17 protein-coding genes are annotated in these 18,036 nt (G+C 62.4%); 10 read left to right on the top strand and 7 right to left on the bottom strand.

The window, feature by feature from the left end; genetic code table 11:
- Positions 1-61 precede the first annotated feature (61 nt).
- On the top strand, positions 62-643 hold the full coding sequence (locus GGR17_RS16700; protein ID WP_054539128.1) for an anthranilate synthase component II: 582 nt from the start codon (positions 62-64) through the stop codon (positions 641-643).
- Positions 640-1,659, top strand: a complete 1,020-nt coding sequence (trpD, locus tag GGR17_RS16695) for an anthranilate phosphoribosyltransferase (RefSeq protein WP_054539129.1) — start codon at positions 640-642, stop codon at positions 1,657-1,659. Before GGR17_RS16700 ends, trpD begins: the two co-directional genes overlap by 4 nt.
- An 11-nt stretch (positions 1,660-1,670) precedes the next feature.
- Here the strand turns inward: trpD and GGR17_RS16690 are convergent, their stop codons facing one another.
- Positions 1,671-2,024 (bottom strand): antibiotic biosynthesis monooxygenase family protein, encoded by a 354-nt coding sequence (locus GGR17_RS16690; RefSeq protein ID WP_037211457.1) that lies wholly within the window; start codon positions 2,022-2,024, stop codon positions 1,671-1,673.
- A 48-nt stretch (positions 2,025-2,072) separates the two neighbouring features.
- Between GGR17_RS16690 and GGR17_RS16685 the strand changes: the two genes are divergently transcribed.
- The 5 genes from GGR17_RS16685 (at position 2,073) to lexA (ending at position 5,838) form a co-directional block, all read left to right on the top strand.
- Positions 2,073-2,537, top strand: coding sequence for a MarR family winged helix-turn-helix transcriptional regulator (locus tag GGR17_RS16685; RefSeq protein WP_235974525.1), 465 nt, complete (start codon positions 2,073-2,075; stop codon positions 2,535-2,537).
- 57 nt (positions 2,538-2,594) lie between these two features.
- Positions 2,595-3,407: an indole-3-glycerol phosphate synthase TrpC gene (gene trpC / locus GGR17_RS16680; RefSeq protein WP_054539130.1), complete on the top strand. Its 813-nt coding sequence runs from the start codon at positions 2,595-2,597 to the stop codon at positions 3,405-3,407.
- Complete coding sequence (moaC, locus tag GGR17_RS16675; RefSeq protein WP_054539131.1) at positions 3,407-3,883, top strand: cyclic pyranopterin monophosphate synthase MoaC; 477 nt, start codon at positions 3,407-3,409, stop codon at positions 3,881-3,883. The genes trpC and moaC overlap by 1 nt, the downstream gene beginning before the upstream one ends.
- On the top strand, positions 3,883-5,055 hold the full coding sequence (locus GGR17_RS16670) for a molybdopterin molybdotransferase MoeA (protein WP_054539132.1): 1,173 nt from the start codon (positions 3,883-3,885) through the stop codon (positions 5,053-5,055). The genes moaC and GGR17_RS16670 overlap by 1 nt, the downstream gene beginning before the upstream one ends.
- 93 nt (positions 5,056-5,148) lie before the next feature.
- Complete coding sequence (gene lexA, locus GGR17_RS16665) at positions 5,149-5,838, top strand: transcriptional repressor LexA (RefSeq protein WP_054539133.1); 690 nt, start codon at positions 5,149-5,151, stop codon at positions 5,836-5,838.
- 4 nt (positions 5,839-5,842) lie between these two features.
- Here lexA and GGR17_RS16660 read toward each other — a convergent pair whose 3' ends face one another.
- Complete coding sequence (locus GGR17_RS16660) at positions 5,843-7,882, bottom strand: ComEC/Rec2 family competence protein (protein ID WP_054539134.1); 2,040 nt, start codon at positions 7,880-7,882, stop codon at positions 5,843-5,845.
- A 79-nt stretch (positions 7,883-7,961) separates the two neighbouring features.
- Here GGR17_RS16660 and gltX point away from each other — a divergent pair, with 79 nt between their 5' ends.
- Together gltX and gltA are read left to right on the top strand one after the other, a co-directional pair.
- The gene (gltX, locus tag GGR17_RS16655; RefSeq protein ID WP_054539135.1) at positions 7,962-9,365 is read left to right on the top strand and encodes a glutamate--tRNA ligase; all 1,404 of its coding nucleotides are present in this window, start codon (positions 7,962-7,964) and stop codon (positions 9,363-9,365) included.
- A gap of 78 nt (positions 9,366-9,443) precedes the next feature.
- A complete protein-coding gene (gene gltA / locus GGR17_RS16650) occupies positions 9,444-10,739 on the top strand; it encodes a citrate synthase (protein WP_037208420.1) in 1,296 nt (431 codons plus the stop codon).
- A 1,080-nt stretch (positions 10,740-11,819) separates the two neighbouring features.
- On the opposite strand, the gene GGR17_RS16645 is transcribed toward gltA, so the two are convergent.
- The 5 genes from GGR17_RS16645 to GGR17_RS16625 form a co-directional block, all read right to left on the bottom strand.
- Positions 11,820-12,608 (bottom strand): ABC transporter ATP-binding protein, encoded by a 789-nt coding sequence (locus tag GGR17_RS16645; RefSeq protein WP_054539136.1) that lies wholly within the window; start codon positions 12,606-12,608, stop codon positions 11,820-11,822.
- Positions 12,605-13,390, bottom strand: coding sequence for an ABC transporter permease (locus GGR17_RS16640; RefSeq protein WP_162231822.1), 786 nt, complete (start codon positions 13,388-13,390; stop codon positions 12,605-12,607). Before GGR17_RS16640 ends, GGR17_RS16645 begins: the two co-directional genes overlap by 4 nt.
- 5 nt (positions 13,391-13,395) lie before the next feature.
- Entirely contained in the window at positions 13,396-14,802 is a 1,407-nt protein-coding gene (locus tag GGR17_RS16635; protein WP_207722679.1) for a dihydroorotase, read from the bottom strand.
- Complete coding sequence (locus GGR17_RS16630; RefSeq protein ID WP_082386603.1) at positions 14,799-15,875, bottom strand: CobW family GTP-binding protein; 1,077 nt, start codon at positions 15,873-15,875, stop codon at positions 14,799-14,801. The genes GGR17_RS16635 and GGR17_RS16630 overlap by 4 nt, the downstream gene beginning before the upstream one ends.
- 73 nt (positions 15,876-15,948) lie before the next feature.
- Positions 15,949-16,920 (bottom strand): ABC transporter substrate-binding protein, encoded by a 972-nt coding sequence (locus GGR17_RS16625; protein WP_054539138.1) that lies wholly within the window; start codon positions 16,918-16,920, stop codon positions 15,949-15,951.
- A 191-nt stretch (positions 16,921-17,111) separates the two neighbouring features.
- On the opposite strand from GGR17_RS16625, the gene GGR17_RS16620 reads away from it, so the two are divergent.
- A complete protein-coding gene (locus GGR17_RS16620; protein ID WP_037208426.1) occupies positions 17,112-17,855 on the top strand; it encodes an IclR family transcriptional regulator in 744 nt (247 codons plus the stop codon).
- Positions 17,856-18,036 lie beyond the last annotated feature (181 nt).

The raw sequence follows: 18,036 nt of genomic DNA, 5'->3' as shown, positions 1-18,036 counted from the left end.
CTCTGAACATGTATAGCCCGACCTTGCGCCGTATTCACCCCTAATTCAAGAAGGCGGGATCATGCTGCTGCTGATCGATAACTATGACAGTTTCACCTACAACCTCGTCCACTATCTGGGAGAGCTGGGCGCGGATGTCATGGTCCGGCGCAATGACGCGCTGGATGTGCAGCAGGCGATGGCGCTGAACCCCACGGCGATTCTGCTGTCGCCCGGCCCCTGCGACCCGTCTCAGGCGGGCATCTGCCTGGCGCTGGTGCAGGCCGCGGCGGAAACCCGGACGCCACTCATGGGTGTCTGTCTGGGCCATCAGGCGATCGGCGAGGCGTTCGGCGGCAAGGTGGTGCGCGCGGGCGAGATCGTGCATGGCAAGTTGGGGCAGATGCACCATGACGGCACCGGCCTGTTCGCCGGCCTGCCCTCGCCCTTCGCGGCGACGCGCTATCACTCGCTGATCGTGGAACGCGAGAGCCTGCCCGATTGCCTGCGGATCAACGCCTGGCTCGAGGATGGCATGATCATGGGGCTGCGCCACCGCGAGCTGCCGATTCACGGGGTGCAGTTCCACCCCGAAAGCATCGCATCCGAACATGGCCACAAGCTGTTGAAGAATTTCCTGGATATGCTGAAGGTTCCCGCATGAGCGACGCGCTGAAACCCCTGATCGGCGCCGCCGCCGACCGCGCCCTGACCCGCGCCGAGGCCGAGGCCGCCTTTGCCATCCTGTTCGAGGGTGAAGCGACGCCCAGCCAGATCGGCGGCCTGCTGATGGCGCTGCGCACCCGTGGCGAAACGGTCGAGGAATTCGCCGCCGCCGCCGCCGTGATGCGCGCGAAATGCACGCCGGTGAAGGCGCCCGAGGGCGCGATCGATATCGTCGGCACCGGCGGCGACGGCAAGGGCACGCTGAACATTTCCACCGCCACGGCCTTTGTGGTGGCGGGCGCGGGCGTGCCCGTGGCCAAGCATGGCAACCGCAATCTGTCCTCCAAATCCGGCGCCGCGGATGCGCTGGGGCAGATGGGCATCGACGTGATGGTCGGGCCCGATGTGGTGGAACGGGCGCTGGCCGAAAACGGCATCGCCTTCATGATGGCGCCGATCCACCACCCGGCGATGAAACACGTGATGCCGACCCGGATCGAGCTGGGCACGCGAACGATCTTCAACATCCTCGGCCCGCTGACCAACCCTGCCGGGGTCAAACGCCAGCTGACCGGCGCCTTTTCCCGCGCGCTGATCCGCCCGATGGCCGAAACCCTGCGTGAGCTCGGGTCGGAAAAAGCCTGGCTGGTACATGGCGGCGACGGCACGGACGAGCTTTCGATCGCGGGCCTGTCCTGGGTCGCGGCGCTGGAGGATGGCGAGGTGACGGAGCGCGAGCTGCATCCCGAACAGGCCGGCCTGCCGGTGCATCCGTTCGAGGCGCTTCTGGGTGGCACGCCCGAAGAAAACGGCCACGCCTTCCGCGCGCTTCTGGACGGCGCGAAATCGGCCTATCGCGATGCGGTTCTTCTGAACGCCGCCGCCGCGCTGATGGTCGCGGACAGGGTGAGCACCCTGCCCGAAGGTGTTGAAATGGCGGCCGAAAGCATCGACAGCGGCGCGGCGCTGGCCAAGGTCAGGGGCCTTGCGCATATCACCACCGAGGCCGCGTAAGCCGCGCCGCCTCAGTCCGCGCGGATCACGGAATAGAGCGCAGGGGTCGAAACAAGCCCCTCGATCCTGGGAAAAACCTCCGCCGCCTGCATCCGGCCGATCGCCGCCTCGAAGGCCGCGGGGCTTTGCCATTTCGCCACGTTGATCAGGCGGAACCGCGCATCGGGCGACAATGAACGGTGCAGTTCGGTCGAGATATAGCCGGGCTCCTGCCGCAGAAAATCCCGCGCGGCCTCCCAGGCGGTGATGGCGGCCTCCTCTCTGCCTTGCGGCACCTCGAAAACATTGATCAGCGTGACATCGGCACTGGCCAGCGCCGGGGCGCCCAGAAACAGCGCCGTGAACAGTTTGGTAAGACGGGTCATTGCATCCTCCTGCGAATCTACATAGCCAACTATATAACATTGCAAAGCATGCTATTCAAACGCTATGACCACGGCATGAGCTTCGAAAAATCCACCTCTGCCGGCTATCTGGCCAACCACATGGCCCGGCTTTTTGCCCGGGGCCTGCAACGGCGCGTCGGCCCGCTGGGGCTGGCGCCCGCGCAGTTCATGACCCTGCTGGAACTGTGGGCCGAAGACGGGCTGACCCAGAAAGAGCTTGTGGCGCGGCTGGACGTGGAGCAGGCGACGATGGCCAACACCCTGACCCGGATGGAGCGGGACGGGCTGATCCTGCGCCGGCCCCACCCGCAGGACGGCCGCGCCCAGCAGATCTGGCTGACAGACAGGGCCCGCGCCCTGCAAGGGCCGGCGACCGAGGCCGCGAGCGCCCAGAACGAAGCCGCGCTGGCGCCGCTGACGCCGGAGGAACGCGCGCGCTTTCTTTCCCTGATGGCCCGTGTGACCGCCGCGATGCGGGACGAAGAAGATTGAGCCGCCATCTGCGTGTCGCGGATTGCCCATACCGATGAACAGGGATAAACGATTCCAATGAGCACCATTCTGGACAAGATCAAGGCCTACAAGCTGGAAGAGGTCGCCGCCGACAAGGCCGCGCGCCCGCTGGCCGACGTCGAGGCCGCCGCCAAGGAGGCCCCGCCGGTGCGCGGCTTCGCCGACGCGCTGCACAAGGCGTCTCTGACCGGCTATGGCCTGATCGCCGAGATCAAGAAGGCGAGCCCCTCCAAGGGGTTGATCCGCCCCGATTTCGACCCGCCCGCGCTGGCCCGCGCCTATGAATCCAGCGGCGCGACCTGCCTGTCGGTGCTGACTGACACGCCGTCGTTCCAGGGGGCGAAGGAATTTCTGACCGCGGCACGGGCGGCCTGCCACCTGCCCTGTCTGCGCAAGGATTTCATGTACGATCCCTATCAGGTGGCCGAGGCGCGCGCGCTTGGCGCCGATTGCATCCTGATCATCATGGCCAGCGTCGAAGACGGCCAGGCGGCCGAACTGGAAAGCGCCGCGCGCGACTGGGGCATGGACGCGCTGATCGAGGTGCATGACGCGCCCGAGCTGGAACGCGCGCTGAAGCTGCGCTCGCCCCTCATCGGCATAAACAACCGCAATCTCAATACGTTCGAGACATCTCTTGACACAACCCGCACGCTGGCGCGGCGCATCCCCGAAGAGCGGATGGTGGTGGCCGAAAGCGGGCTCAACACCTCTGCGGAACTGGCCGAGATGGCGCTCTACGGCGCCCGCTGTTTTCTGATCGGCGAAAGCCTGATGCGGCAGGCGGATGTGGCCCAGTCCACGCGGCAGCTGCTGAGCGGCACGCCCGATCCCAGGGGGGGACTGTGATGGCCGGGCTGACGCATTTCGACCCCAAGGGCGACGCGCATATGGTCGATGTTTCCGACAAGCCGGTGACATCGCGGGTGGCCGTGGCCGAAGGCTGCGTGAAGATGATGCCCGAAACGCTTGACATGATTACCCAAGGCCGCGCCAAGAAGGGCGATGTTCTGGGCGTTGCCCGGCTGGCCGGGATCATGGGCGCCAAGAAAGCAGCCGAGCTGATCCCGCTGTGCCACCCGCTGCCGATCACCAAGGTGGCGGTGGAGTTGACGCCCGACCACAGCCTGCCCGGCGTGCGGATCGAGGCGACCGTGAAAACCACCGGCCAGACCGGGGTCGAGATGGAGGCGCTGACGGCCGTGTCCGCCGCCGCGCTGACGCTTTATGACATGGTCAAGGCGGTGGAGAAGAGCATGGTCATTTCCGACATCCGCCTGAAGCTGAAAGATGGCGGCAAATCAGGCCGCTACGAGGCCCAGTGATGATTTCGGTCGAAGAGGCGCTGACGCGGGTTTTCGCCCTTCTGACCCCGCTGGACAGCGAAGAGGTGTCATTGGCCGAGGCCGCTGGCCGGGTGCTCTCGGCCCCGGTGGCGGCGCGCCGCAACCAACCGCCTTTCGCCTGTTCGGCGATGGATGGCTATGCCCTGAAATCCACCGAGGTCGAGGCCGACGCCCTGTTCAAGGTGATCGGAACCGCCGCCGCCGGGCACAGGTTCGCCGGCCGGGTCGGCCCGGGCCAGGCGGTGCGCATCTTCACCGGCGCGCCGGTGCCCGAAGGGGCCGACCGCGTGGTGCCGCAGGAAGATGTGACCCGCAAGGGCGATCTGATCAGCATCGGGCACAAGGCGGGCTCGGGCTCTCATGTCCGCCCGGAAGGCGCCGATTTCGCCGAAGGCGCCCCGTTCGACGCACGCCGCCCCCTGCGCCCCGCCGATCTGGCGCTGCTGGCGGCGATGAACGTGGCGCGCGTGCCGGTGCGCCGGCGCCCGGTGGTGGCGATCATCGCCACCGGCGACGAGCTGGTGATGCCCGGCGAAGACCCGGGCCCCGACCAGATCATCGCCTCGAACGGCTTCGGCCTGAAGGCGATGGCAGAGGAGGCTGGCGCCGCGGTGCGGATGCTGCCCATCGCGCGCGACAATGCCGACGCGCTGAAAACCGTGTTCGGCCTGGCCGAGGGCGCCGACCTGATCCTGACCATCGGCGGCGCTTCGGTGGGCGATCATGATATCGTCGGCACCGTGGCCGCCGATCTGGGCATGGAGCAGGCGTTCTACAAAGTGGCGATGCGGCCGGGCAAGCCGCTGATGGCCGGGCGGATGGGCGGTGCGGCGATGATCGGCCTGCCGGGTAATCCGGTATCGGCGATGGTCTGCGGCACGGTCTTCGTGGTGCCCGCGATCCGCGCGCTGCTGGGGCTGGGCGCGGCCCCTGCCCCGCGCCGGTCCGCGCCGCTGGCCGCGCCGCTGGCCGCCAACGGCCCGCGCGAGCATTACATGCGCGCCCGGCTGACCGACGGCGCGCTTGCCCCTTTTGCCAGCCAGGACAGTGCGCTTCTGACGATCCTGTCCGAGGCGCGGGCGCTGATCATCCGGCCGCCCGGCGACAGCGCGCGCGAGATCGGGGAAACGGTGGACTACCTGCCATTGTAAGCGCAAGGCTTGACACAAAACGGGAACATGCGTAGAACACCGGGCAAAGATGCCCCCGTTTTGTTCCGGGGGCACCAGCCCGAGGAGCCGACCATGCTGACGCGCAAGCAATTGGAATTGCTGGAGTTCATCAACACTCGCCTGCAACGGGATGGCGTTCCGCCTTCGTTTGACGAAATGAAAGAGGCGCTGGACCTGCGCTCCAAATCCGGCATTCACCGTCTGATCACCGCGCTGGAAGAGCGTGGCTTCATCCGGCGGCTGGCGCACCGCGCCCGCGCCATCGAGATCATCAAACTGCCCGAGGCGATGGAGAAAAAAGGTTTCACCCCCCGCGTGATCGAAGGTGACGCTCCCGCCCCCGCGCCGGCCGCTGCGCAGCCTGTCGAAGCCGCCCATGCGCTGGAACTGCCGGTGATGGGCCGGATCGCCGCCGGCACCCCGATCGAGGCGATCAGCGAAGTCTCGCATACCGTCGCGGTGCCGGGGTCGATGCTGTCGGGCCACGGCCATCACTATGCGCTGGAGGTCAAGGGCGATTCGATGATCGAGGCAGGGATCAATGACGGCGATGTCGTCGTGATCCGGGAGCAGACCACCGCCGAGAATGGCGAGATCGTGGTGGCCCTTGTCGAAGGGCACGAGGCGACGCTGAAGCGGTTTCGCCGCAAGGGCAGCATGATCGCGCTGGAGGCAGCCAACCCGGCCTATGAGACCCGCGTTCTGCCCTCAGATCAGGTCGAGGTGCAGGGGCGGCTGGTCGGTCTGATCCGCAGCTACTGAGCCGTCATCTGGTCCAGGGTCTGCGCCCCGCCCGATGTTTCGCACCGATCAGGATCGGCCCGTCCTTCCCTTCGAACACCGCGATGGCGCCGGTTCTGGCCAGGGCGCGCTGATCCAGGAAAACACACCCCTTCGGCAGCGCGCCGTCCAGCTTGCGGGCCAGGATGACCCAGCCCCGCCGCGCGCAGGCCGGTTCAAGCCTGTCGGCCCAGCCTCGTCCCGACAGTTGCACGAAAGAGCGGCCGGAGATTTCGGCGTGGATCATGCCCTTTTCCCCGGAGAACCCGGAACGGGCAAAGGCGTCATCCTGCAACGCGGCGTCGCCATCGTTTTCCAGCCAGCTTCGGGCCACGAACCCCTCGCCCGTGGGTTTGTTCAGCGCGCGCCCGGCCTCGCCCATCACCCCCAGCAGCGCCCCGCTTTCCGAAATCAGCAGCGCCGGCCGTTCGGTCTGGCCCCACAGAAACAGCGCCGCCACAACCGGCAGCAGCCCGGCCAGCCGCGCCCGCCCCTGCCACAGGATCAGCCACAGCATCCCCGCCGCCATCAGCGGCAGCACCGGCGCCATCGGCGTGACGACCGGCCAGGTCGCCCCGTCCAGCCCGGCCACGAACGCGGCCATCCCCAGGATCCAGATGATGCCCAGACGCATGATCTCGAGCCCGACGAAAGACAGGCCGAACGGCGCCAGCACCGCCGCCAGAACCGCCGCCGGAATCACCAGCGCCCCCATCAGCGGCACGGTCAGGACATTCGCCAGAAGCCCGTATTGCGCGATCTGGTTGAAATGCGCCGCCCCGATCGGCGCGGTCGCCGCCCCGGCCACGGCGGATGAGATGAACACCGCCAGCACCGGACGCGCCCAGCCTGGCGGGCGCGGCCGGGTTTCGGGCCAGTCGCGCGCCGCGCCGAACACCGCGACCAGCGCCGTGGTGGCTGCGAAAGACATCTGGAACCCCGGCTCCGTCAGGCTTTCGGGTTGCAGCACCAGCACGATCAGTGCCGCCATCGCCACCGCGCGCAGGGTCAGCGCCCGCCGGTCGAACAACACCGCCAGCAGCATCACCAGCACCATGATGAAGGCGCGCTGGGTGGCGATATTGCCGCCCGACAGTGCCAGATAAACGCCCGCCGCCACGATCGCCATCAGTGCCGCCAGCTTCTTGACCGGCAGGCGCAGCGCCAGCGGCGGGATCAGTGACAACCCGTAGCGCAGCGCCGCGAAGACGAAGCCGGTCAACAGCCCCATGTGCAGCCCCGAAATCGCCAGAAGATGCGCCAGATTGGCGTCGCGCAGCGCCTGCAGCATCGGCGCCGACATCGCCGAGCGGTCGCCGGTCAGGATGGCGGCGGCAAAGGCGCCTTCATCCCCCGGCATCCGGGCGCGGATCGCGGCGGAAATCGCCATGCGCGCGCGGTGGATCAAAAGCCCGCCCCGGCCCGCCTCCGCCGGGGCCATGGCCAGCACCGGCGTCCTTGTATAGCCAACCGCGCCGAGGCGTTCGAACCACGCCCGGCGCTGAAAGTTGAACCCGCCGGGTTCCGACGGCGCGGGCGGGGGCGAAAGATGCGCCGTCAGCGCCACCAGCATCCCGGGCTCGGGCACGATGAACCCCTGCGCGCCATGCAGCGAAACGCGGATGCGCGCCGGGGTTCGATCCGGGGCGTGCCGTTCCATCCACACCCTGTCCAGCGTCAGGCGCGGCGCGTCCGAGGCGGACCGGTCGATCCCGACCACGCGCCCCTGAACCGCGCCGTAAAAGCGGTATGTCAGCACCGGCTCCGCCACCAGATGCACCCGCGCCCCGGCCAGCAGGGAGCCCGCGCAGGTCAGCGCCAGCGCCAGAAACAGCGGCGCCCGCCGTTCCCCCGAGAGCCGTACGGCCAGCCCCGCCAGCAGGGCCCCCGCGCCAAGCGCCGCCCAGAGCAGCGCCGAAGGCTCCCGCGGCAGGGCGAAATAGCCGCCGATGCCGGCGGCCAGCATCACCGGCACCCAGCCGAACAGATGGCCCCGCTGGGCCTCCAGGGCATCGAGGGCGCGCATGCCTTGTTCTCCCCCGCCCGATTGCTTAATCAGGCGCCAACACTATCTCCCATTTGGTTGCCAGAAGGTTAACGCCCCCATGTCCGAGGCCCCGGTCGTCACCCGTTTTGCCCCGTCGCCCACGGGCTATCTGCATATCGGCGGCGCGCGCACCGCGCTGTTCAACTGGCTTTACGCGCGCGGGCGCGGCGGGAAGTTCCTGCTGCGCATCGAAGATACCGATCGCGCCCGCTCCACCCCCGAGGCGACGGCGGCGATCCTCAAAGGGCTGACCTGGCTGGGGCTGGACTGGGACGGCGACGCGATCAGCCAGTTCGAACGCGCCGGGCGCCATGCCGAGGTGGCGCAGGCGATGCTGGCGGCGGGCCATGCCTACAAGTGCTTTGCCACCCAGGACGAAATCGCCGCCTTCCGCGAGGCGGCGAAAGCGGCCGGCACCTCGACCCTTTACCGCTCGCCCTGGCGTGACGCAGCGCCCGACAGCCACCCGGACGCGCCCCATGTGGTGCGGCTGAAGGTGCCGCGCGATGGCGAGACCGTGATCCACGATCAGGTTCAGGGCGATGTCACATGGCGCAATGATCAGCTCGATGACATGGTTCTGTTACGTTCGGACGGCACACCCACCTATATGCTGGCTGTGGTTGTCGATGACCATGACATGGGCGTGACCCATGTGATCCGGGGGGATGACCACCTGGCCAACGCGGCGCGTCAGATGCAGATCTATCACGCGATGGGCTGGGCGGTTCCGGTCTGGGCCCATATTCCGCTGATCCACGGCCCCGACGGCAAGAAACTGTCGAAGCGCCACGGGGCGCTGGGGGTCGAGGAATATCAGGCCATGGGCTATCCGGCCGCGGCGATGCGCAACTATCTGGCGCGGCTGGGCTGGAGCCATGGCGACGATGAATTCTTCACCGACGAGCAGGCAAAGGAATGGTTCGGATTCGACGGAATCGGCAAGTCTCCCGCCCGGTTCGATTTCAAGAAGCTGGATAATCTTTCGGGCCAGCATTTCGCGGTTGCCGAGGATGCCGCGCTGCTGCACGAATTGGAGCAGTTTCTGGAAGCCACGGACGCCGCACCGTTGACGCCAGCCCAGAAAGATCGGTTGGCGCGGGCCATGCCCCACCTGAAATCCGGCACCCGAAACTTTCCGCAACTTATTGAAAAGGCGCATTTTGTACTGTCGGAGCGCCCCTTCATCCCGGATGAGAAAGCGGCGAAGCTTCTGGATAATGTATCCCGTGGTATACTGGCAGAATTGACGCCGCATCTGCAAAATGCTAGCTGGACGCGAGACGCGCTGGAAGAGGCGGTGGCCAAGGTGGCCGAGGCCCATGACCTGAAGCTCGGCAAGCTCGCTCAGCCATTGCGCGCGGCCCTTGCCGGACGTACGGTTTCTCCCAGCGTATTCGATATGATGATTGTCATCGGACGGGACGAGACATTGGCCCGGATCGCTGACACCAAGCCCTGAGCGGGCGAATTTCCCGCTCTTCGCGACGCCACACTGACCGGTACAGGGGATGTGCCGGTTATTCAGAGAGGGACAGGAATGCCTGACAGCACCAAGACCGCAACGCTGAGCTTCGGCGACAAGACCATTGAACTGCCGATGTATTCGCCCACCGCCGGGCCTGATGTTATCGATATTTCAAAGCTGTACGCCCAAGGCGGGGTCTTTACCCACGACCCCGGCTTCACCTCGACCTCTTCGTGCGAATCCACCATCACCTTCATCGATGGCGACAAGGGCGAGCTGCTGCACCGGGGCTACCCGATCGATCAGCTGGCCGAGAAATCCCATTTTCTCGAAGTGTGTTATCTGCTGCTTTACGGCGAGCTTCCGACCGCCGCGCAGCTCGAGGATTTCGAGTTCCGCGTCACGCGCCACACGATGGTGCATGAACAGATGGGCAACTTCTTCCGCGGATTCCGCCGCGATGCCCACCCGATGGCCGTGATGGTCGGTGTGGTCGGCGCGATGTCGGCCTTCTATCACGACAGCACCGATGTGAACGATCCCTGGCAGCGCGAGGTTGCCGCCATCCGCCTGATCGCCAAGATGCCGACGATCGCCGCCTGGGCGTACAAGTACACGGTCGGCCAGCCCATGGTCTATCCGCGCAACGATCTGGACTATGCCTCGAACTTCCTGCGCATGTGCTTTGCCGTACCGGCCGAGGATTACCAGGTGGACCCGATCCTGAGCCGCGCGATGGACCGGATCTTTACCCTGCATGCCGATCACGAGCAGAACGCCTCGACCTCGACGGTGCGCCTGGCGTCTTCTTCGGGCGCCAACCCGTTTGCCTGTATCGCGGCGGGCATCGCCTGTCTGTGGGGGCCTGCGCATGGCGGCGCCAACCAGGCCTGTCTGGAAATGCTGCGCGAGATCGGCACCGTTGACCGGATCCCCGAATTCATCGCCCGCGCCAAGGACAAGAACGACCCGTTCCGCCTGATGGGCTTTGGCCACCGCGTCTACAAGAACTTCGACCCGCGCGCCAAGGTGATGAAGAAATCCGCCGATGAGGTTCTTGATCTGCTGGGTGTGGAAAACAACCCCACGCTGCAGGTCGCCAAGGAGCTGGAAAAACAGGCGCTGGACGATCCGTATTTCGTGGACAAGAAACTGTTCCCGAACGTGGATTTCTATTCCGGCATCATCCTCGAGGCGATGGGCTTTCCGACCTCGATGTTCACGCCGATCTTCGCCGTGTCGCGCACCGTCGGCTGGGTCAGCCAGTGGAAAGAGATGATCTCGGACCCGACTATGAAAATCGGCCGTCCGCGTCAGCTTTACACCGGCGCCACCGCGCGCGATTACGTGGATGTCGAAAACCGGTAAGACCCCGGTGCACGAAGTTCAGACGGCCGCCCAACCCGGCGGCCGTTTCTGTTTGCCGCGACAGGTGGCAGGCGTCTTGCGCCTGCGTCGAGGCCATGTGGACTGTTTCTGCGCCATTGCTCGACTTGACCTTCCCCCTGCCTCATGGCCGCGTTGAAGCAGAAGATTCCGGGCTATTTTCAGTGGCAAGTGACAGGGCGGAGAACACAAGGTGTCTGACGACGGAAGGTCAGGGCCTTCTTTGGGTCAGGCAGCCAAGCGCCGAGCGAGCGCTTGGTGTTGCAGTGAAGGCGCCACCGACCGATCTCCTCCCCGGCATGGGACCGTAATCGGAACCAGTGCAACGTCAGGCCCTCGTCCCGCAACTTGCCATTGAAGGGTCCCAGGAAGCGTTCTGGACCGGTTTTCCCGGTTCGATGAACCGCAATCGGGCGTCCAATGCTCGAACCTCGCACAGCGCCCGGCTGATCCCCTCAGGACCACTGTCGAGGATGAGAGATCAGAGCAACCCGAACCGCGGCGCGAGGTTGTCAAGGACGCGCGTCACCCGGGCACCAGGGATCGAGACGTCGACGATCTGACGAGCGCAGAAGCGGCTGACCGCTTTTCTGACGGTGGCTCTGCCACAGATCCGCAGCTTCGTGGTGACTAGGGCTACTTTCCTTCATCACATCGCTTGAAGAGCTCGAGATTGGTCTCTTGCTCGTCTTGGCCGCAATCGACGCTGACCCGGCGGCTGTTCACTGGTTTGGGCGATTAGGTGGCTCCGACAATCGCAGCGATCTCAATCATGCTGAGAGACGTGTCGATCGTGTTTTTAGGGAAGGCGCAGTTGCTGAACCTTAGGCACTGAGTTCTTTCCCAGAACTTGTTTTGAAGTAGTGAAAACGGGAGTGTTTTTCCGCTCTGCCAGGGCAAGAGGTCGACTTTCCCGCATCAAGAAAGTTTCATCTTTCAGAGGCATCACTGCCTCCTACCTGCTTCCGAATTTGGTCACCTTTTTCGTAGCCGTGTGCCTTGCCGCCTTGGCCGCGGAAGTGCATCTGAAAGTGCCCGTCCGGGCAAGGCAAACGCAAAACCTCAAGACGCGGCCGCCGCCCGCACTTCCTCTTCGATCAGTTTCCATATCTTGTCGACAAATTGCACGAATTCGGGCGAACGCTTGACATCAAGATTGCGTGGCCGCGCAAGTACTATAGGTATCTTCTGCCTGACGGTACCGGGACGCGCTGAGAATACCACAACCTCGTCCGACAGAAACACGGCCTCGTCAATCTGGTGCGTGATCAGGATGACCGTCTTGCCGCTTTGCTGCCAAATCCGCAAAAGCTCGGTCTGCATGATCTCACGTGTCTGAGAATCCAGTGCAGCAAATGGCTCATCCAAAAGAATGATCTCCGGGTCCACTGCGAGACCACGAGCGACGTTGACGCGCTGGCGCATTCCGCCAGACAGTTGGTGCGGAAAATGGGTTTCAAAGCCTTTGAGGCCAGCGAGATCGATGAATTCCTGGGCGATCTTGGACGCTTCGCGCCACTTCATGCCGCTTAACGTCAGCCCGTAGGCGACATTCTGGATGACCGTCTTCCAAGGTAACAGAGAATCGTTCTGAAAAACGACGGCTCGGTCCTTGCCGGGTTTGGTTACAACTGCCCCATTGACCCGAACTTTGCCTGTGTCTGCGCTGAGCAGCCCGTCGATGATACGTAGCAGCGTTGATTTTCCGCTGCCACTTGCGCCCACAATTGAAACGAACGCGCCTTTCGGGATCGACAGGTCGATGTCACGTAGCGCCGCCACTTCGGTTTTGTCGCGGCGCACGAAGGTCTTGCTAACGCCATTAATCTCGAGGATGGGATGTGTGTTCATTCTTTTCTCCAGGGCGCCAGGCGCTCTTCCAGCCACTGAAAGATCATAGACCCGATCAACCCCATTGCGCCGAGCACGATCACATATGCCAGCAGCGTTGCCGTATCGAAGGTCTGACCGGCCGCCATCACCGCATAGCCAAATCCGGCAAACGAACCGAAGAACTCTGCAACGACGATGCCCACAAGCGCCCGCGCCCACGCCACCCGGATTCCGCTGACAATATATGGCAGAGCATAAGGCAGGCTGACTGTGGTGAAGGTCTGAATGTGGGTCGCGTTGAACGACCGGGCCGTTTCAAGCAGGTTCTTGTCCGTGGCGCGCAGGCCGGCTTCCGTCGTGACAACGACAGGGAAAACCGCGACCAGCATCACCAACACAAATTTCGATGAAAAGCCAAGACCCAGCCACGCTATGAATAGCGGCGCCAGCGCAATGATCGGCACCGAGTTCAAAGCCGACAGCATGGGGCCACCGATCAGCGAAAGCGCGCGACTGGACGCCAGGAACATCCCGATCAACACCCCGACGATTACCGAAAGAGGAAAAGAAACGCCGACCGCTAGGCAGGTTGCCCACGCGTTCCGCCGCATCTCTCCGCTACGGATTTCGCCAATAAATGCGTCCAAGACTTCAGCAGGTGGCACAAGCAGCATCCGGTTCATCACGATCGTCGCAGTGAGGATTTGCCAGATGATCAACACAGAAACGAGCGAGAACACTGCGCGAGACAAGGCCGCTGTTCGCGTCTCTCCGCTTAGGTAGTCCAGTATAGTCTTCATGATATTCATACCGCCGATTGGGTTTCAGCCCGAGCGACGGCCTGCAGGCCGGTCCCTTTCGACCCTACCACCTTTCCGTCTTTGTAGATGGTCTGTCCGCGAAGGATCGTCCGGACGGGTTTGCACTTGAACACCCGCCCGTCATAAGGGCTCCAGCCGCTCAGGCTAAGTACATCGTCATTACTGATGGTATATTCAGTCTCTGGATCGATCAGTACCACGTCGGCGTGATAGCCCGTTGCAATTCTCCCCTTATTCGCAAGCTTGAACAATTCCGCAGGCTTCGTCGACAGGACTTCGACCGCGCGCTCCAACGATATCTTTCCCTGCTGCGCCGCAGAAAGGAACATCGAGACATAGAACTGGGTTGAAGGCGTACCGGTATGCGCGCGCCAGCCGTCTTCCCAGCCAACCTCCTTTTCTTCCGCGAGGTGCGGGGCGTGGTCGGTAGCGACAATGTCGATCGTGCCGTCGTTCAATCCCTCCCAAAGGCCGGGCAGGTTCTTGTCTGGCACCCAATAGCTGAGCGCATAGGAGCCGAGCCGCTGGATTGCCGACCAGTCGTACCCCAGGAACAGCGCCCAAGGGTTAATTTCACATGTCACACGCTGTCCTCGGGCCTTGGCCTTGCGGATCATGTCCACACTGCCTGCGGTCTGGGTATGGAGGATGTGCAGATGGCATCCGGCGGCCTCCTGCAAGCGGAGAAGCGTACCGATTGCGGATTCCCAAATCAGCCCGTCATGGGCCGCATATGCTTTTGCATACGCCAGTGCATCGCGTTCGCCGCGATCCCAGAACTTCTTCTCGATCACATCCATCAGCGCCTGATCGTGGGGATGCACCATGAGCGGAACGTCAACAGCGGCACAAGCCTGCATAATCTCGAAGATCTTGCCGTGATCGTGCACACCGATCCCCGGCATGTGCGGATAATTTCGCCCGGTATCGACGACCATGAAGATCTTGAAAGCACCGATACCTTCGCCTGCCATGCCGGCAATTTCCTCGGCAACGGTTGGCGCCGCATTGAAGTTCCAGTCAACAACGGAATCCTTTCGATAAAGGTCGAATTGTTTTCTCAGCAATTCCAGCGTGTTGGGCGGAGGTGTTACGTTAGGCATCGCGACGCTGGTGGTCACACCACCTGCTGCGCACTGCTGTGTCGAAGTGTAAATCGTATCCTTGTATTCAAAACCCGGCTCTGTCCCTTCCCGGTGATGCGAATGCATGTCGATCACCCCGGGTATTACCCAAAGACCCGAGGCATCGATGACTTCAACCGCGTCCGGTTCCTCCCCGCATGCGTAGAGCCCCGCAATCAGCCCGTTGTTGATTCCGACAGACTGCTCCGAAATGGCCTCCGAAGTCACAACGCGGCCGTTGCGGATGATTGTATCGATGCGGCTCATGACGTTGCTCCAGTCAGTTCGAGTTCGGAAAGAATAGAAGGGGATGCCGAAGGTTTGCGCGCCGACCGGATGATGTCGAAGACTTCGCGCACGAAGGACTCCGAAATGGCTTTGGTGATGAAGACCACCCGGCTTTGCCTCGTGCCGTCCGGCCATTGCTCTAGTGCGAATGGCGGATGGAAAAGTTTTTGAACCGATTGCACAACAATCGGTTGATCCGTGTTCTCTATCTCCAGAATTCCCTTGACCCGCAGGATGTCTTCGCCATGTGCAATGACCAGAGCGTCCATCCAAGCAGCGACCTCCTGCCAGCGAAGGGGTTCATCGAAAGTCAAAACGAACGAGCCGATTTCTGAATTGTGCCGGTTGAGGTCATGGCGATGGTGGTGACGGTCGTCTTGCTTCACGACGTCTGCATTTTGCCAATATTTCGGACCGTTGAACTGCGCCGATGTTTCGAGAGAACCAGAGCCGAGGATCGCCGACAGCGCCAACGGGGCGCTCGGCGCGGTGTTGTGGATCGGAGCACCCGGATTGAGTGTCTTGAGTGCATTGGCGACGTTGACATGACCCTCCGCAACCAGATCGCCCTTTGTGATGACGATGTCGTCGGCGACGGCAACCTGCTTTGCAGCTTCCGCATGGCGGTCAATCGTTGAGAGGCCCTGCGGGGCTTCGACCGTGGTGATGATTTTGGCAAGATGGAAATTGCCGCTAACCGGCGTGGTCATCAGGGCCTGAATGACTGGCACTGGATCGGCAAGGCCGGTCGTCTCGATGACGACCGCATTGAAATGTCGAACCTGGCCCTGTTGACGTTTCACAAAAAGTGCCATCAGCGTCTCGACCAAAGAGCCGCGTACAGTACAGCAGAGACAACCGGTCGTCAGTTCGATCGTATCTTCGTCGCTCTTGGAGATCAGGTCATTATCTATGCCGACCGCTCCGAACTCATTCACGATGACCGCCACATCGCTGAATTCAGGTTGCTTCAGCCAATTGTTGAGAAGTGTGGTCTTGCCGCTGCCAAGGAACCCGGTCAGCAGGTATGTGGGCGTTGCCAATATCGCCATGTTCACTCTCTGGTTTTTCTGTGGTGAAGGGGGCAACGGCGACGCTGTATAGCCGCCGCTGCTTGAGCCGTGGCTAGTCAGCCAGGTAACTGCTGTCGTAGTAATCGGAAATTCTCAGTTGCTGGGGCGTCCGTCCTTCGAGCTCTGCATTGATGTTCTCGATGTTCTGCAAAGACGCTTCCGGCATTTCAAAGTTGACACCGATCGCCTTCTGCTGCTCCACGATAAATTCGTAGGATGCCGCTGCAATTTCGGGTTCTGCTTTGGTGAATTCGGTTAGAATTCGGATCGCTTCGTCCTTGTTGGCCGGATTATTAATCCAGTTCGCCGCTTCCTGCATCGCCTGCGTAAGATCGGCGGCGGCTTTGGGCTGCTCGGCAGCCCAGTTCTTGTTTATGATCAACGGTGTCTGCAGATAAGGCTCTGTAAAGTCGGCCAAAAGGTTCATGCCCTCACGCGTTGCAAGCGCATCGAACGGCGCAATGAGCAAGGCCCCGTCAACCTGGCCGTTGGCAAGCGCCACGATCCGGTCGCGCGAGTTAGGAATCGCAACCATCTTAACGCCGCTCGTGTCGACACCAGCCCGTTTCAGTTGATACAGCATCATGTTCGCGGTGCCACCCGTCACCGCCCCGGCGGTAACGTTCTTTCCAGCGAGCCCCGCCGGGCTGTCGATGCCTTCTACGGCTACCATGCGCAGAATGGTTTTCTCAAGCACCGCACCCGTGATGACGATCGGAGCCCCCTTGTCGATTGCGCGGATAACGAGATCGCCCAGCGAAATTCCCGCCTCTACGCTGTTGGAAGAGACCGCCTGCAACAAGGCTGGGCTACTTTGGGCACGCAATACCTCGACCTGCAGATCCCGGGAGGCGTAGAAACCCTCTTCCTCGGCGATGGCGTGCAGCCAAAGCAGCGCACTCGGGGCAAGCATCGCCACTCTGACAGTCTCGGCATGTACGCTTGATATCGTCGCGGCAGCGATCGTTGCCGAAAGCAGTAAAGTTCGGACGGTTCGGACAACAATGTCGTGAAATATATTCATTCTAGACCTCCGTGTCAGGATCAAAGGATGGGGCAGCTTTCATGCCGCCCTTTCATTACCTGAAGCCTAGGAATCAGCTCAGCGCGAGTCAAACAAAATTCCTATAATTTGCGAAATTTGTAATTTTTTGATATTTGCAAAGATGAATTTTTTTGCATTATGGCGACGCAGAGGATGGACGGAGTTGACCAATGGCGACTGAAAACAAGACACTTGCGGTGATCGAACTCTTTACCGAGAACCGGCCTGTCTGGACTGCGGATGAAGTCGCATGCGAAATCGGAATTTCCATAAGCACCTCTTATCGCTACATAAAAGAGCTATGCGCAAGCGGCTTCCTGGATTCGGTCAGGCCGGGATCGTTTGCCTTGGGCCCTGCTTTCATCCAGTACGACTACAGGATGCGGCGTAACGATACGCTGATCCAACATGCCGCCCCGCACATGCGACAACTGATCGAGGACACTGATCCGCGCTCGGATATTGTGTTGTCGCGCCTCTTCAACAATTGCGTGCTCTGCATCCACCAGGAGAACGGGCCCGAAGTTCATGAGCCTACCAGATACGTGCGTGGTGTCGCGATGCCACTCTTCGTCGGCGCCACATCACGCGTAATTCTGGCACATCTGCCGGATCGGACCCTCAAGAGGCTCTATCTGGACAACGAGGCTGAGATCCGCGCGCGGAGCCAAGAGCAAACCTGGAAGGCTTTCAAACAAGACCTGCGCACAATACGTAGAGATGGATACTGCCTGACCGTATCCGAAGTCTCAAAAGGGCAAGCCGGTCTGGCTGCCCCAATCTTCCGGGGCGAAAGTGTTGTCGGATCAGTAAGCTTCGTTGCCGGGGAGGCAAGTTTCGAGAACTTGCGCGCGCACATGGATCTCGTCGCCAGGGTGAAATCTTGCGCAGCCAAAATCGAGGCATCGATTTAAGGTTGCACTGACAATTTTGTTGGCTGGGATGCTTCCCCCGGGATTAGGGCCGGGTTGATCCAGAATCTTCCGATTGGGTTTGAGTGTTGAGCGACAGTGTGGAGACCGCAAGAGTCTCAAGCGCTGGCGCGGTGGTTTGCATCAGAAACTCCGATGGGGACAGGTATCCGAGCGCCGAGTG

The sequence above is a fragment of the Actibacterium naphthalenivorans genome (assembly GCF_014196965.1).
Lineage (GTDB): Bacteria > Pseudomonadota > Alphaproteobacteria > Rhodobacterales > Rhodobacteraceae > Actibacterium_A > Actibacterium_A naphthalenivorans.
This window is presented reverse-complemented; position numbering and strand designations above follow the sequence as displayed.

Excerpts from the sequence above, each read along its gene's own strand:
- trpD (WP_054539129.1), top strand. The coding sequence starts at position 640 with ATGAGCGACGCGCTGAAACCCCTGATCGGCGCCGCCGCCGACCGCGCC.
- GGR17_RS16635 (WP_207722679.1), bottom strand. The coding sequence starts at position 14,802 with ATGAGCCGCATCGATACAATCATCCGCAACGGCCGCGTTGTGACTTCG.
- lexA (WP_054539133.1), top strand. The coding sequence starts at position 5,149 with ATGCTGACGCGCAAGCAATTGGAATTGCTGGAGTTCATCAACACTCGC.
- gltX (WP_054539135.1), top strand. The coding sequence starts at position 7,962 with ATGTCCGAGGCCCCGGTCGTCACCCGTTTTGCCCCGTCGCCCACGGGC.
- GGR17_RS16630 (WP_082386603.1), bottom strand. The coding sequence starts at position 15,875 with ATGGCGATATTGGCAACGCCCACATACCTGCTGACCGGGTTCCTTGGC.
- gltA (WP_037208420.1), top strand. The coding sequence starts at position 9,444 with ATGCCTGACAGCACCAAGACCGCAACGCTGAGCTTCGGCGACAAGACC.
- moaC (WP_054539131.1), top strand. The coding sequence starts at position 3,407 with ATGGCCGGGCTGACGCATTTCGACCCCAAGGGCGACGCGCATATGGTC.
- GGR17_RS16640 (WP_162231822.1), bottom strand. The coding sequence starts at position 13,390 with ATGAAGACTATACTGGACTACCTAAGCGGAGAGACGCGAACAGCGGCC.
- GGR17_RS16690 (WP_037211457.1), bottom strand. The coding sequence starts at position 2,024 with ATGACCCGTCTTACCAAACTGTTCACGGCGCTGTTTCTGGGCGCCCCG.
- GGR17_RS16685 (WP_235974525.1), top strand. The coding sequence starts at position 2,073 with ATGCTATTCAAACGCTATGACCACGGCATGAGCTTCGAAAAATCCACC.
- GGR17_RS16700 (WP_054539128.1), top strand. The coding sequence starts at position 62 with ATGCTGCTGCTGATCGATAACTATGACAGTTTCACCTACAACCTCGTC.
- GGR17_RS16625 (WP_054539138.1), bottom strand. The coding sequence starts at position 16,920 with ATGAATATATTTCACGACATTGTTGTCCGAACCGTCCGAACTTTACTG.
- trpC (WP_054539130.1), top strand. The coding sequence starts at position 2,595 with ATGAGCACCATTCTGGACAAGATCAAGGCCTACAAGCTGGAAGAGGTC.
- GGR17_RS16660 (WP_054539134.1), bottom strand. The coding sequence starts at position 7,882 with ATGCGCGCCCTCGATGCCCTGGAGGCCCAGCGGGGCCATCTGTTCGGC.
- GGR17_RS16670 (WP_054539132.1), top strand. The coding sequence starts at position 3,883 with ATGATTTCGGTCGAAGAGGCGCTGACGCGGGTTTTCGCCCTTCTGACC.
- GGR17_RS16645 (WP_054539136.1), bottom strand. The coding sequence starts at position 12,608 with ATGAACACACATCCCATCCTCGAGATTAATGGCGTTAGCAAGACCTTC.
- GGR17_RS16620 (WP_037208426.1), top strand. The coding sequence starts at position 17,112 with ATGGCGACTGAAAACAAGACACTTGCGGTGATCGAACTCTTTACCGAG.